Consider the following 14,409-nt stretch of genomic DNA (forward strand, 5'->3'; position numbering starts at 1 on the left):
ATTATGTCCTTTTTAGACGATAACTTTTTACTGGAAACGGAAACCGCACAGCGGCTATACCATGAGCATGCGAAGGATATGCCCATTATCGACTACCACTGCCATTTACCACCTGATGAAATAGCAGCAGACAAAAAGTTTGAGAACCTGACCCGTATCTGGCTCAATGGCGACCATTATAAGTGGCGCGCCATGCGCACCAACGGTATTGATGAGAAGTACATCACCGGCAATGCCTCCGACTACGAGAAATTCGAAAAATGGGCCGCTACCGTACCTTATACCCTCCGCAACCCGCTTTACCACTGGACCCACCTGGAGCTAAAACGCTATTTCGGTGTCGATAAACTCTTAAAGCCGGAAACTGCCCGTGAGATTTACGATGCCTGCACCGAAAAGCTGCAATCTAATGACTACAGCGTTCGTAATATCCTGCGCAAAATGAAGGTGGAAACTGTCTGCACAACTGACGACCCTATTGACAGCCTGGAGTACCACCAGCAGATAAAAGACAGTGACTTTGAAATTAATGTACTCCCTGCTTTCCGCTGCGACAAAATTCTGGCCATCGACAGTCCGGAAGTTTTCCTTCCCTATGTCCAAAAGCTGGAAGCAGCCTCCGGCATTTCCATCAGTAATTTTCAGCAGTTGCTCGATGCGCTGAAGAATCGACACGACTTCTTCCATGAAATGGGCTGCCGCCTCTCCGACCACGGGCTGGAAACCATGTATGCAGAAGAGTATTCGGCTGGCGAAATCACTAAAATATTTGATAAAGCTTTCAACAAGCAAAGCATCAGCAAGGAGGAGGTATTAAAATTCCGCTCTGCCATGCTGGAGCACATGGCCCTGATGGACCACGAAAAAGGCTGGACACAGCAGTTCCACCTGGGAGCGCTCAGAAACAACAGCAAGCGCATGATGCGCGAGCTCGGTCCCGATACCGGCTTCGACTCCATTGGCGATTTTGATGTGGCCCGCCCCCTATCGCGCTTCCTCGACAAGATGGACAACTCCAACCAGCTGGCTAAAACCATTCTTTATAACCTGAACCCCAGCCAGAACGAGCTCTACGCCACCATGATTGGCAACTTTAACGATGGCTCCACGCCCGGTAAAATTCAATATGGCTCGGCCTGGTGGTTCCTCGACCAGAAAGACGGTATGGAAAAGCAAATGAATGCCCTCTCCAATATGGGGCTTCTCAGCCGCTTTGTGGGGATGCTTACCGACTCCCGCAGCTTCCTTTCTTACCCACGCCACGAATACTTCCGCCGGATACTTTGCAACCTGTTGGGTAATGATGTCGAAAATGGCGAATTACCAAAAAGCGAGCTGCCCTGGATAGGAAAGGTGGTTGAAAATATTTGTTATCATAACGCAAAATCTTATTTTAACTTTTAAGATGGAAAAAAAGGTCATCACCTTTGGAGAAATCATGTTGCGCCTTTCTACTCCGGGCCATTCGCGTGTAGTACAGTCCAACCACTTTGAGGCTACGTATGGGGGCGGGGAGGCTAATGTGGCTGTTTCCCTGGCGCAACTCGGCATACCTGCCGCCCATGTTACGCGCTTTCCCGATAATGAACTGGGCAAAGCAGCAGTAAGCCTGCTGGGCAAGTGGGGCGTAGATACCAGCCATATCCTGTATGGGGGCGAGCGAATCGGTATTTATTTCCTGGAAACCGGCGCCAGTGTACGCCCGAGCAAGGTTATTTACGACCGCAGCCACTCTGCTTTTGCAGGCCTGGAGCCGGATATGATTGACTGGGAAAAAGTTTTTGAAGGAGCCGGCTGGTTTCACTGGACAGGCATCTCTCCTGCTATTTCGGCTGGGGCTGCGGCCTGCTGTAAAAAGGCTATAGAGGTCGCTAATCAGAAAGGCATTCCCGTTTCGGCCGATATCAACTACCGCAAAAACCTGTGGCAGTGGGGTAAAACTGCCCAGGAGGTAATGCCGGAACTGATTGCGGGCTGCGACCTTTTAGTCGCCGGTAAAGGCGATGCCCGCGACATACTTGACATCAGACCCGACAAAGAAGATGATGACAAGAATGTATCAGTTTACCAGCAGATTATGGACCGCTTCCCCCGGGTAAAGAAAATAGTTAATACCAGCAGGGGCTCTTTAAGCGCCTCTCATAATACCCTCTCCGGCAAACTTTATAACGGAGAGCAGCTGCTCGATACCCAAACCTACGACATCACTCCTATTGTAGACCGTATTGGCGGTGGCGATGCTTTTATTGCCGGGGTTATTTACGGGCAGCTTACATTGAATGATGACCAGAAGTCCCTGGACTTTGGCGTAGCCGCTTCGGTACTGAAACATACCATTGAGGGAGATGCCAACCTGGCTACCGTAGAAGAAGTAGAATCACTCCTTTCCGGCAATACTTCGGGTAAGCTGGTGCGGTAGATAGGAGACAACAGACTATAGATAATAGACATTGGATAGTGGGTTCTGAAGGCAGAACAATAAACCAAAGAAACAGAAGTTGGAGGTTGGAAGCTGGAAGTTAACAGCTGGAAAAAGAAAGCGGGCATAGCGGAAAAAAGCGCTGCAAAAGCTGAACGCCCCGGCCATCATTCATGAACAACCGACAACTATCAACCAATAACTAAACCAGATAATGGCCAGATTTAGCAGAATAGAAGTAGCCTTAAAAATGAAAGAAACCGGCATGGTACCGGTTTTCTATCACTCCGATATAGAAGTGTGTAAGCAGGTGGTTAAAGCCTCCTATGAGGGAGGCGTACGTGTATTTGAATTTACCAATCGGGGCGATTTCGCCCATGAGGTATTTGCCGGACTGGTAAAATATGCCGCCCAGCATTTTCCCGAGCTTATGCTGGGTGCAGGCTCGGTGGTAGATGCGCCAACGGCAGCACTCTACATACAAAACGGTGCCGATTTTATTGTAGCCCCCGTCATTAAAGAAGACATGGCCGTGGTCTGCAATCGCAGGAAAATCCTCTGGTCGCCCGGCTGTGGCTCCCTTACGGAGATATCAAGAGCCGAAGAGCTTGGCGCTGAAGTGGTAAAAATTTTCCCGGCCCAGCAGGTTGGCGGACCCAAGTTTGTAGCGGCCGTAAAAGGCCCCAGCCCCTGGAGCAGCATTATGCCTACCGGAGGTGTGGAACCGAAAGAAGAGAACCTGCGTGCGTGGTTCGAAGCAGGCGTCCATTGTGTAGGAATGGGTTCACAGCTCATCAGCAAAGATATTATTGCCGCTAAGGATTATGACCTGCTGAAGGAAAGAACCCGTGAGGCAATGGCAATTATTCAGAAAGTGAGAAAGAAATAATGATACAATACCTTTTAAACATCCGTCGCAAAACCTGCAAACCTTTGCAGCTCCTGTGCCATACGGCACTGGCCACTGTCCTGCTCCTGACTACTTCCTGTAGTGAGGTTGATAAAACCAAGGAAATTAAGCTGGCACATGGCCTGGACACCTCCCACCCGGTACATGAAGCCATGGAATTTATGGCACAAAGAGTAAAGGAAAAATCAGATGGTAAACTCACCATCGATATATACCCTAACGGGCAGCTGGGCTCCGAAAGAGAAAGCCTGGAGCTGCTCCAGATAGGCAGCCTGGGAATGACAAAAGTGTCGGCCGCCGTGATGGAGAGCTTTTCCCCAAACTTTAAGGTCCTGAGCCTGCCCTATGTGTTTAAAGATAAAGAGCACTATTACCGCGTGCTCGAAGGAGAAATTGGTCAGGACCTCCTGGATGAGGGAGAAGAGTACTGGCTCCACGGCCTTACCTATTACGATGCCGGCAGCCGTAGCTTTTATACTACTAACAAACCTATTCGCAAGCCCGAAGACCTGAAGGGACTGAAAATACGGGTGCAGGACAGCCCAACAGCTATCAGCATGGTCGATGCTTTTGGTGGTTCCGCCACTCCCATCTCCTGGGGTGAGCTGTATACCGCTCTGCAGCAAGGGGTGGTTGATGGAGCAGAGAACAACCCGCCCAGCTTTTACCTTTCGCGCCACTACGAGGTAAGCAAGTACTACTCCTTAAATGAACATACCATGGTGCCCGATATCTTAATGATTAGCACAAAAGTGTGGGAAGACCTGACAGAACAGGAAAAAGAATGGCTTACCGAGGCAGTGGAGGAATCTGTTCCTGTGCAGCGGAAACTGTGGGCAGAGGCAGAAGCAGAAGCTTTAGAGGCTGTAAAAGAAGCCGGCGTAGAAATCATTCATCCGGACAAAGAGCCTTTTGCCGAGCTGGTAGAGCCCCTTTACGAAACCTATAAAGATGAGCCTGAAGTTTATTCTCTTATTCAGCGAATACAGGCAGAAGAAATTACAGAAGAAAGTCCATCCCTCAACTAAAACCTCTTAGCATGAAATTAAGAAGAGTAATCGATAAGACACTGTTTTGGCTGTTGGTTGTATTAATGGGATTAATGGTCATAAACGTGCTCTGGCAGGTAGCCTCCCGTTTTATCTTACAATCTCCCAGTTCTTTTACCGATGAGCTATCGCGCTACCTGCTTATATGGGTAGGCATTTTAGGGGCCAGCTATGTAACTGGTCAGAAAATGCACCTGGCCATTGATATTTTCCCTAACAGCCTTAAAGGCAAAAAACAAAGAAGGCTTAATATCTTCATTAATATTGTCGTGGCCCTTTTCGCTTTCTTTGCGATGGTGTGGGGCGGCTTTAACCTAATGTATATCACCCTTAAGCTGGAGCAAACCTCCGCCTCCTTAGGCATACCACTGGGGTATGTGTACATGGTGATACCTCTCAGCGGACTGCTGATTATTTACTACAGCATCGTAAACCTTTTTGAAAAAAATACAGAGCCCGAAGAGCTGGGAGAGACCCTCGCTTAATCCGGTTTACCTCATCTAAAAGAGCGAAAGCTCTGCTAAAAAACTAATCACTGGGTCTGCAGCCCTTATTAAAACACAGGCAAAAATGGAGTTTTTAGAAGTCATTGTACTGGTTGTAAGTTTTGTTGTTTTACTGGTACTGGGGGTCCCCATTGCCTATTCCATTGGCATATCGGCACTGCTCACCATGCTGGTAAGTATTGCCCCCGAACCTGCTTTTACCACCCTCGCCCAGCGAATGGCCACGGCCCTCGACAGCTTTGCCCTCCTGGCCATTCCCTTTTTTGTGCTGGCCGGGCAGTTTATGAACCGGGGCGGCATTGCTTCCAGGCTCATTGAGTTTGCTAAAGGTTTGGTCGGCACCCTTCCGGGTGGACTGGCCTATGTCAATATCCTTGCCTGTATGCTCTTTGGGGCCATCTCCGGCTCTGCCGTTGCCGCAGCCTCTGCCATTGGTGGTATTATGACCCCCCGCATGGCAAAAGAAGGCTACCCCAAGCCTTTTAGTGCGGCAGTCAATATTACTTCTTCCACCACCGGAATGATTATTCCTCCCAGTAACATCCTCATTGTGTATTCTCTGGCCAGCGGCGGCGTTTCCATTGCTGCCCTCTTTGTGGCCGGTTATGTTCCTGGCTTTCTGGTAGGCCTTGCACTCATGCTGGTGGCCGGTTACATCTCTTATAAAAAGAAATTTACGGTAGGCGAAAGAATTCCCCTCAAAGAAGTAGTAAAGAAGTTTTTAGATGCTCTTCCAAGCCTGCTGCTTTTAATCATTGTCATTGGTGGGATTATCGCCGGCATTTTTACGGCTACCGAAGCCTCGGCCATTGCGGTACTCTACACCGTTATTTTGTCGATGGTGGTGTATAAAGAAGTAAAGGTGAATGACCTTCCGGAAATTCTTATCCAGACCGTGATTACCACTTCCATTGTAATGCTGCTGATTGGCACCTCCATGGGTATGTCATGGGTGATGTCGTTCGAGAATATTCCCCAGGGGGTAAGTGAAGCCCTGCTTTCCATCAGCGATAATAAAATTGTGATCCTCATTATTATTAACCTGATACTGCTGTTCGTGGGTATCTTTATGGATATGACACCTGCGGTGCTGATCTTCACGCCTATCTTCCTACCCGTGGTTACTAATCTTGGGGTAGACCCGGTGCACTTTGGTATTATGATGGTCCTTAACCTCTGCATTGGCCTATGTACACCACCGGTAGGTTCGGTGCTCTTTGTGGGATGTGGTGTGGCTGGCGTGAGCATCAGTAAGGTAATTAAACCCCTCCTGCCCCTCTTTATCGCGATGGTTATCGCCCTGCTCCTGATTACCTATATTCCTGAACTCAGCCTCTGGCTCCCAGGAGTTTTTGGATTGTAAAAAATTAGCAGGATTTTCTTCCTCTATGGGCAACGATTGGAGCAGGCTGATTGGAGAAAACAGGCATCTTATCATCTTTGGATTTCTGATGACTTTTTTCTCCAGCTTCGGCCAAACCTTCATGGTGTCGATTTATGTGCCTGAAATTTTACAGGCATTTGAGCTTTCGAATGCCAGCTTTGGCTCCATCTATGCCGCGGCTACACTCCTAAGTGCTTTATGCCTCACATGGGCCGGTCGTTTCATAGACCTGATCGACCTGAAGAAGTTTACCTGGCTGGTGGTGGGAGGCATGGTTGTATCCCTGCTGGTCTTTTCTCAGGCAAGGCATATTGTATTGCTGGTAATTGGCCTGTGGGGAATCCGCCTCTCGGGGCAGGGGCTGATGAGCCATACGGCGATTACCACAATGGGGCGCTATTTCGACCATGTGCGGGGCAAGGCAATCAGTATTACCACCCTCGGTCATCCTGCAGGAAGTGCCGCCTTTCCTGTCCTGATTGCATTTAGCATTTCGTTTATCGGCTGGCGCTCTACCCTGCTCGCTTCAGCCGCTCTTGTTGCCTTTCTTTTACCTCCTGCCATAGCCTACCTGCTCAGAAACCAGCAAACAGATCCGGCTGCTTTCCGAAAAGAAGAGGAGGAGAAGCCTGCAGTAAAAACAACAGAACGAACCATTTCTTACCAAACTATTATAAGGAATCGCTATTTCTGGCTGATTGCCCCCGGCACAATGGCCCTACCCCTCCTCAATACTGCTCTCTTCTTTTACCAGATAGCGATAGGAAATGCTAAAGGATGGACGACGGAATGGGTAGCCGCCTCCTTTATTGCTTATGCCGTTGCCAGTGCCTTCTGCACCTTAGTCGCCGGGCAACTGGTCGACCGGCTGAGTGCTAAAAAGCTTTTTCCCTTCTACCTGTTCCCTCTGCTGCTTGGTATTTTGCTACTCATTACTTCTTCAGCGATTTGGGTCCCTCCTGTTTACCTGACCTTAATGGGAATATCGTCTGGCTTTGGCAATACCACCAAATCGGCTCTTCAGGCCGAAGCATTTGGAATAGAATATTTAGGCACCGTCCGGAGTCTCTTCACTGCCCTGATGGTCATTAGCACCGCCATAGGCCCCGCCGCATTTGGCCTGCTGCTCGATGGGGGCTTTAGCTTTGAAGAGGTGCTTATGATCGCTGCTGTTTACCTCTCTCTCACCATTCTCTGGAACTTTCGGATTCTGTTTGCAAAGCCGGCAGCCAGTTAGTTTTTTATGCAGGTTTTCCCGCCAGAGCCACTTCATTAGCGACTTAAGAAGGGGACTTATTGGAAAGAGGGCTGCTACCTTTTCCTCCTTCTTCCTACTCCTTAGTTAACAGTTTCGGCAAAAACACCGGTGTTTTTTAGTTGCCCCCTCCTTTTTTCCAAAATTACTATAGCCGTAATCGCCAGGCCAACCAAGGCCACAAGGGTAAAAGAGGCTCTCAGGGAGAGCAAATCGGCAATAAAGCCAATCAGCGGAGGGCCGGAAAGAAAACCAAAATAACCGATGGTGGAAACGGTAGCCAGGGCAATGCCACTGGTAAAGCCTTTTACCTGCCCTACCAGTGTAAAGGTTAAGGGTATAACCGAGGAGGTACCCGCCCCTACAAGCAGAAAGCCAATAATACCGGTAATGAGGTAGGGAAAGAGCACTGCAACCAGCAGGCCCATGAAAATAAGCAGTCCGCTGGCCTGAATAATGATGCTGGAGCCAAACCGATTGGTGAAATAGTCAGAAACAAATCTGCCTGTCGCCATCATACCCATAAAAGCCATATAACCGGCTACAACCAAACCCTCTTCTGCCCCAATTACCTGCTCAAAATATACTGCACTCCAGTCGAACATACAGCCTTCGCTAAGCAGGCCACAAAACGCTATTCCTCCAAGTACCAGCAACTGTCGGTTGGGTTTCTTCCAGAGTTTTCGGTTCCCTTTCCGTTCATCTCGCTCATTATTGAGGAAGGGATAGCTCATGAGCAAAGAAATAATAACAGCGCCAGAAACCAGGTAAAAATGGGTAGCTGTGGCCAATCCTGCCGAAAGCGCCAACACCCCTAAGCCAGCCCCGCAAAAGCCAGCAAGGCTCCACAAGCCATGAAAGGAAGACATGATTACTTTCCCATACTTATTTTGAATCAGCAGGGCCTGGGCATTATTCGAAATATTAATGAGATTGGCAGCTATCCCAAATATCAGCAGGCTTCCTAACAAAAAGGGAACTGTTGCCGCAGAGCCCAGGAGAGCCAGCCCCAGGGAAAAGAGCAGAATCCCTGCCGTAGAAGAAAGCTTGCTCCCGAATTTATCGACAATAACTCCAGATAATGGCAAAGCAAATAAAGCACCCACCGGCCTGACGAGCAAAACCGCTCCCAGCTCACTATCGCTAAAATCAAAGCTGTCTTTTATATCCGGGATTCGGGAGGCCCATGTGGAAAAGCACAGACCGCTCAGAAAAAATAATACATTAAGGGCGATTCGTTCTTTGGTTCTTTTCTTCATTAAATCATAAATGCTTAATATTTCCTGGCTTGAAGGAACTCCCCTTCCACCCTCCTGATAAACTCCTGCATTCGCTCATAATGAGAGCCCTTCCAGTACACCCTCCTGCAGGACTGGCATTGAAAAAATTCTTCAAAAAACTGCCTGGTTTTAGGCGGCAGTTGATCGATTACCGCTGCCTTTGGCACTGGCTCTATACGACCATTGCAGGCGATACAGCGACTGAGGGGATTTAACTCCTGCTCTAAAGTAAAATGGCGCACTACTTCCAGTAATTGTTCTTCCGGCTGTTGCGAACGGAGCCAGTAGCCCCACACTATGGATTTATGCTTTAGCAAGCCCCGATCGCGGGTTAAAACAATTCGGGCTTCTTTCTCTGCAATGGCGGCAATTTCGGGGTCTGAATAATTGTTTTCGTAGCAGCAGTTAAAGCCCAGCATTCGCATGGACCGGACCAGCTTCCCAAGGTGCACATCGGCTATGAATTTTGCCGGCCCCACATACTCTGGTCGTAGCCGGTATTCTTTAGTTAGCTGAAGGTGATGTCCTGGAGGATATACTTTTAGCTGATCCCCGGTATTGAGCGGGTCCATGAGCTGTGCCGGCTGTCCATTCAGCAGTATAGCCGCCACTTCGGGGTGTGGCACGCCCAAGGCTTCCATGGCATCTTTAAGGGCCGGCTTATCCTGGAAGGAATAGTGTAGCTGCCTGTTCCGTTTTTCGGGAGGCAGAAAATCATTGAGGGAACCATAAAAGTAAAAACTGGCCGACTGCTGCATATAAGTGTTCCACTAGGGCTGTAAAAGCATCTTCCTCTTATTCAACTGCACAACGACGCGCTGGTTTACTGCAGGAGTAAAAGGAATCAAAAGTTTGGCCATCGCACAAGGAATTAATGAACCGAATGGACAGCTGCTTAAATAAAAAAGAGACTGCCCGCAAATAGGCAGCCTCTTAACAGATATAACAGAAGTGTAATTTATTCTTAGAGTACTTCCACCAACTCCCCGCAGGCTACTGGTAGCGTAGCTACATATTCGGCTCCTTCAGTTCCAGGAGGCACTATCATATTGTCTTTCACATAGGCGCCATGCAGTACTATTACTCTGTCTTCAAGAGAAAGGTTTGCCAGACTTTGCTTTCCGTCATTAGACTTATCAATAGCCATCAACATCGCCTTTAAGGAAGTAAATTCTATATAGCTAATCATGCCGTTTGCATTCGCCATAGGGAATTCCTGCACCGTTAGAGGCACTAATTCACTATCCAAAGGAACTAAAACAGGTCCGTAAAAAGGTAAACCTTCAGGAAGGGTCAATAAGCCATCTTCTCCGGCGGCACTCATTGGCGGGCAAACCGCATTTTTAGGATCTTTATCCATAAAGCCAAAACCGTGGATGTGCTGAGGGTGAACCATGTTGGGAACCAGACCATCTGCTTTAACCAATACTTCAAATTGTCCATCCTTCATGTACTCGATTACTACTTCGCCCGTAACACCTGAGTTATTAAGTCCACCAAGCTCAGCCACGAAAGTTCTTGCTTCCTGCTCTTCCTTTACTTTATCGACTACCTCTTCTACATCGTTAAACTGCTCACAGCTGAACAAAAAGGCGCTCATCATTAGGGCAGTAAAAAGTTTAACTACTTTGGAGGAATGCTTCTTAAAAGCTCCGGGGTAAAAATTGTTCTTCATTTTCATAATGTTTAGAGTTATAATTAAAAAATGTTAAAAAGTTATCTGTTCATAGACCTGAAATTCTAATTCTCTACAGTCCCACCCAGTTAAAATGGCATGTTTCTTTGCTCGTAATTATAAGTTAATATTGATGGTCGAACAGAAGGTTCAGCAGAAGTGTTTAAAAAATTAATCCAATTTGTTGGTATTTTAATTAACTTATAATCAAACGGTTGTAATATATTTAACTAAGAAAAGCGCAACACCAGAGACTGCTATTCTGGCGAAACAATATACATGCCACCAAAAAAGCATAGACGGCATTTAGGAAACTTCACAGGCCATCAGCTAAAAAATATTTTTAGAAATGGATAAAAATCCGGCGAGCCTGATACCCGGTGAAAATACTGGCGTGAAATGGACAGGAGAAATACGGGGAAGGGTAAACTTTAGCTTTGAAGCAGGTGGATTGGCTCAAATCAACAGCCGGATAGGCAAGGTTTATTTCACCTTCCTGAAAATAAACGTTCTTGTATCGGGGGCAGACAAGTGAAAGAATCCTTTACCGCCCATTACATTGCTGGGGTAATTTAAAGGCTCACTTAAAAACTGAATAAAGTCGAGCTGCTGATCTGTCCGCAGCTTCATGAATTCATAATAATCTGCACTGATGCTGGAAAGTGAAACGGCAACAGTATCTCCCAGGCCATAGTTGTATTCGGAAATATCGATTTCCTCACTGTGCCGGCTCTCCTTAAAGGAAGCATCATCCAGAAGAAGGGTAAAGGTATTGGGACTGATGGCATTTCTGATAAAATCTTCCGCAGTAAGGTGCTGAACATTTATCATGTAGTAGTTCTTTTGGGCCGGATCAAGAAAAGAATAGCTCACCTCCGCCAGGGTATCATCATACATATTTACATTGAGTTCCGCTGCAACTGCCTCGAAGCTCACCTGCTCCTGAACAGTAGTGGTGGCCGTTACCACTCCCAAACTTTCACTTTCAACCCTCAGCTCATAGGTTTCTCCTGCACTAAAGGGGATAGAAAGCCCTCCGTAAAGGCCACTTTCCAGATTTTTTAAAGTATCAGTACCTGCAGGGCCGGTTATGGTAACAAGGGCATCGGCTACAGCAATTTGCCTGAGCACTTCCTCAGGGTCACTATCTTCACTTGCTTCCAGGGCTCCAAATGTGCGGGTAAGCCAAATAACAATAGAATTGTCGGGGGTTAGCTGGGTGGAGACTACAATTTCCGGCTTAACGGCAGGGATATCCTCTACTTCTAAAGGGTCAGGCACACAGGCCGTCAGCCACAGCCCCAACAGCAAACTGCACGTAATTCTGAAACATAAGCCTGAAAAAAACTTCTCCATCAATGGTTTATAAGCTAAAAATGAAACCCAAAGTTAATAAACGGCAGCAAACCAAACAGGCCTGGCTGAATGTACCGGAGTGAGCCATCAATTTCATCCTGTTCAATAAAAATGCCAATAGGGCTGGCTCTGTTGTAAAGATTATTAACCCCTGCAAAGAGGTTCCACCTAAACCTGTTATCCGGATTATTCTGATACCTGATACCTAAATCGAGGCGGTGCGTATCGGACAGCTTTACTTCGTTTATACCCGAGTAGAGTGGAATAATATCTACCCCAGATAATACCGGCGATATTACCACATACTGCCCTATAACAGGTGTAAACCTGGAGCCGGAAATATATTCCCACACCATGGAGGCCGACCAGCGATTACTTAGCTTATACTGCATTACCAGGGCCCCGTTGTGCCTCCGATCGTAACGGGACGGAAACCAGTTACCGCTATTAATTTCATTGTACTGCCTCCACGACCAGGCCAGCGTATAGCTTAACCAACCGGTAAGGCTTCCTGCTTCTTTCCGCAGCAGCAACTCCAATCCATAGGCACGCCCTTTTCCCTGAATCAGCTTCGATTCGAAATCCGGATTCAGAACCAGGTTAGTACCTTCTTCAAAACCTATAAGGTCGGTCATGCTTTTATAATAAGCTTCAGCCGACAGGAAAATTTTAGGTTCTGTTAAAAAGTTTTGCCAGGCCATTGATACCTGATGCGCCTTTTGAGGCTGAATACTATCTGTTACTGTGTACCAGATATCGGTAGGTGTTGAAATGGCAGAATTAGAAATCCGGTGCATATATTGCGCCATGCGGGAGTAGCTAAGCTTAAGCGCCTGGTTTTCCTGTAATGCATAACGAGCAAAAAAACGTGGTTCAGGAATAACATATTCCTTTTCCTGTACTAGGCCTGCAGATACTCTAACTCCAGTGCCGAATAGCCATCGATCGGACAGCTGCCAGTCATGCTGCAGGTAGGCAGCCACTTCATGAGCCACAATTCCTTCTGCGACACTGTTGTCTAAAAAATCGGTAAAGAGTCCGGTTGAGCTTACCACATTCGGGCTTACGCCATGACGGATCCACTCGAAGCCTGACTGCAGCCTTCCCTCCTCGCCAGCTGTTTTCTTCTGAAAAGAAAACTTTAATCCATAATCCTCTATATTGGAAAAAGCCTTTAACTGATCCTCCTGAAAAATATTGATGATGCTGTAATCAAAAGAGGTGTGGAAAAGCGAAAGATCAGTATTCCAGCCCCCGGGGTTCCAGTGGCGCCACCGGGCTACCTGACTTTTACTGGCGGCAGTATAGGTAGAGGTAAAGCCATAGTTATCCTCATCTTCGGCCTGGGAAAGGTTTAGGTTATCCTCTCCTCTAAAGTAGCTAAAGGAAAACTGATCATAATTGGTAGGCTGGAAAATTACTTTCCCGTTAAGGTCGTAAAAGTAATAAGGGAGCTCCTGCCCGGTTAGTTTAATCACCTGGTCGACATAGGTTCTCCTCCCGGCCACCCATATACTTAATTTGTCTTTAAGCAGGGGTTGCTCCACAAACAGGCGGGAGGCAATCAGTCCAATATTCCCGGCCACATGCGTTTTTGGAGCCACTTTATTGCGCGAAGTAATGTCCAGGATAGAAGATAGCCTTCCCCCGTATTCAGCAGGAAATCCACCGGTAATGGCCTCCGTTTTTTCGAGCACATCAGGATTGAACACAGAGATAAACCCGAAAAGGTGACTGGTATTATAAATGGGAGCCCCGTCTAATAACACAAGGTTTTGGTCGGCAGCACCTCCCCGAACAAAAAAGTCGCTGCTCCCCTCCATTCCCCGAACGGTTCCGGGCAGCAATTGTACGGTTTTAATAATATCTGCTTCCCCTCCCATAACAGGTATAGCGGAGATATCTTTCCTGGATAAAGTAGTGGTGCCTGTACGGCCGGAACGAAGCAGGTTTTCCAGAGAGTAAGGGTTGGCAGTGACGGCCACTTCCCGTAGCTGCCCGATGACCGGGTTTAGAAAGAAAGCAACCGATGTATCCTTTGAAAGTAGCAGGTTAGAGAAGTAGCTCTCATAGCCAGTATAGGACACTCTGATGGATTTATAACCGGCTTTTAATTTAACAGAAAAATAACCCTCCAGATCAGAGGGTATAAATATGCTGTCTGGCAGAATAAAGATAGTGGCGTGCGGTAAGTTCTCCCCACCAGCCTCTTTAACCACCCCTTTCAGCTGAACGGTTTGCCCGAAAAGAAGGACAGGAAACCATAAAAAAAGAAGGAGGTTAGCAAAAGTAGCAACCTTCATACTCCTGCTGCTCATTGATTGAATCCTTCCGGAGCATTTTTCTGCTGGCGTAGAGAAAGTCGTTGCTAATTTCATGGGCTTAGGGCTACCACATAAGAACAGTGCCTGCTAAAGGATGTTTTAAAGAAGAAGCTTCCAGCTAATCAAAAGAAGCCTCCTGCAAAATAGCAAAAAACAGAAACATTCAGCTTGTAATGAGGCATCCGGTCTTCCCGGTAACAAAATTGATGGCTTTAAAGCAGAATTCCCTTCCTCCAGATTTCTTTACATAA

12 protein-coding genes are annotated in these 14,409 nt (G+C 47.3%); 7 read left to right on the forward strand and 5 right to left on the reverse strand.

Annotation, left to right across the window (positions count from 1 at the left end; translation table 11 throughout):
- Positions 1-3: 3 nt before the first annotated feature.
- The 7 genes from uxaC (at position 4) to F752_RS23435 (ending at position 7,505) form a co-directional block, all read left to right on the forward strand.
- Complete coding sequence (gene uxaC / locus F752_RS0104305) at positions 4-1,404, forward strand: glucuronate isomerase (RefSeq protein WP_017730500.1); 1,401 nt, start codon at positions 4-6, stop codon at positions 1,402-1,404.
- 1 nt (position 1,405) lies between these two features.
- Positions 1,406-2,419: a sugar kinase gene (locus tag F752_RS0104310; protein ID WP_017730501.1), complete on the forward strand. Its 1,014-nt coding sequence runs from the start codon at positions 1,406-1,408 to the stop codon at positions 2,417-2,419.
- 214 nt (positions 2,420-2,633) lie between these two features.
- Complete coding sequence (locus F752_RS0104315; protein ID WP_017730502.1) at positions 2,634-3,308, forward strand: bifunctional 4-hydroxy-2-oxoglutarate aldolase/2-dehydro-3-deoxy-phosphogluconate aldolase; 675 nt, start codon at positions 2,634-2,636, stop codon at positions 3,306-3,308.
- On the forward strand, positions 3,308-4,357 hold the full coding sequence (locus F752_RS0104320) for a TRAP transporter substrate-binding protein (protein WP_017730503.1): 1,050 nt from the start codon (positions 3,308-3,310) through the stop codon (positions 4,355-4,357). The genes F752_RS0104315 and F752_RS0104320 overlap by 1 nt, the downstream gene beginning before the upstream one ends.
- A gap of 11 nt (positions 4,358-4,368) precedes the next feature.
- Entirely contained in the window at positions 4,369-4,863 is a 495-nt protein-coding gene (locus F752_RS0104325; protein ID WP_017730504.1) for a TRAP transporter small permease, read from the forward strand.
- Between the two features lie 85 nt (positions 4,864-4,948).
- Positions 4,949-6,247: a TRAP transporter large permease gene (locus tag F752_RS0104330; RefSeq protein WP_017730505.1), complete on the forward strand. Its 1,299-nt coding sequence runs from the start codon at positions 4,949-4,951 to the stop codon at positions 6,245-6,247.
- Positions 6,248-6,272: 25 nt separating this feature from the next.
- A complete protein-coding gene (locus F752_RS23435) occupies positions 6,273-7,505 on the forward strand; it encodes an MFS transporter (RefSeq protein WP_017730506.1) in 1,233 nt (410 codons plus the stop codon).
- A 101-nt stretch (positions 7,506-7,606) separates the two neighbouring features.
- Here F752_RS23435 and F752_RS0104340 read toward each other — a convergent pair whose 3' ends face one another.
- The 5 genes from F752_RS0104340 to F752_RS0104360 all read right to left on the reverse strand — a co-directional run bounded on the left by F752_RS0104340 (position 7,607) and on the right by F752_RS0104360 (position 14,152).
- Positions 7,607-8,782 carry an MFS transporter gene (locus tag F752_RS0104340; protein ID WP_017730507.1) on the reverse strand — a complete coding sequence of 392 codons (1,176 nt, stop codon included), beginning with the start codon at positions 8,780-8,782 and terminating at the stop codon, positions 7,607-7,609.
- Between the two features lie 14 nt (positions 8,783-8,796).
- On the reverse strand, positions 8,797-9,561 hold the full coding sequence (locus F752_RS0104345; RefSeq protein WP_017730508.1) for a Mut7-C RNAse domain-containing protein: 765 nt from the start codon (positions 9,559-9,561) through the stop codon (positions 8,797-8,799).
- Between the two features lie 206 nt (positions 9,562-9,767).
- Positions 9,768-10,478 carry a hypothetical protein gene (locus tag F752_RS23440; protein ID WP_152425024.1) on the reverse strand — a complete coding sequence of 237 codons (711 nt, stop codon included), beginning with the start codon at positions 10,476-10,478 and terminating at the stop codon, positions 9,768-9,770.
- 483 nt (positions 10,479-10,961) lie between these two features.
- On the reverse strand, positions 10,962-11,834 hold the full coding sequence (locus tag F752_RS0104355) for a DUF4249 domain-containing protein (protein WP_081604506.1): 873 nt from the start codon (positions 11,832-11,834) through the stop codon (positions 10,962-10,964).
- Positions 11,835-11,848: 14 nt separating this feature from the next.
- Positions 11,849-14,152 (reverse strand): TonB-dependent receptor, encoded by a 2,304-nt coding sequence (locus F752_RS0104360; RefSeq protein ID WP_017730511.1) that lies wholly within the window; start codon positions 14,150-14,152, stop codon positions 11,849-11,851.
- Positions 14,153-14,409: the final 257 nt, after the last annotated feature.

The organism is Nafulsella turpanensis ZLM-10, from assembly GCF_000346615.1.
Classification (GTDB): Bacteria; Bacteroidota; Bacteroidia; order Cytophagales; family Cyclobacteriaceae; genus Nafulsella; species Nafulsella turpanensis.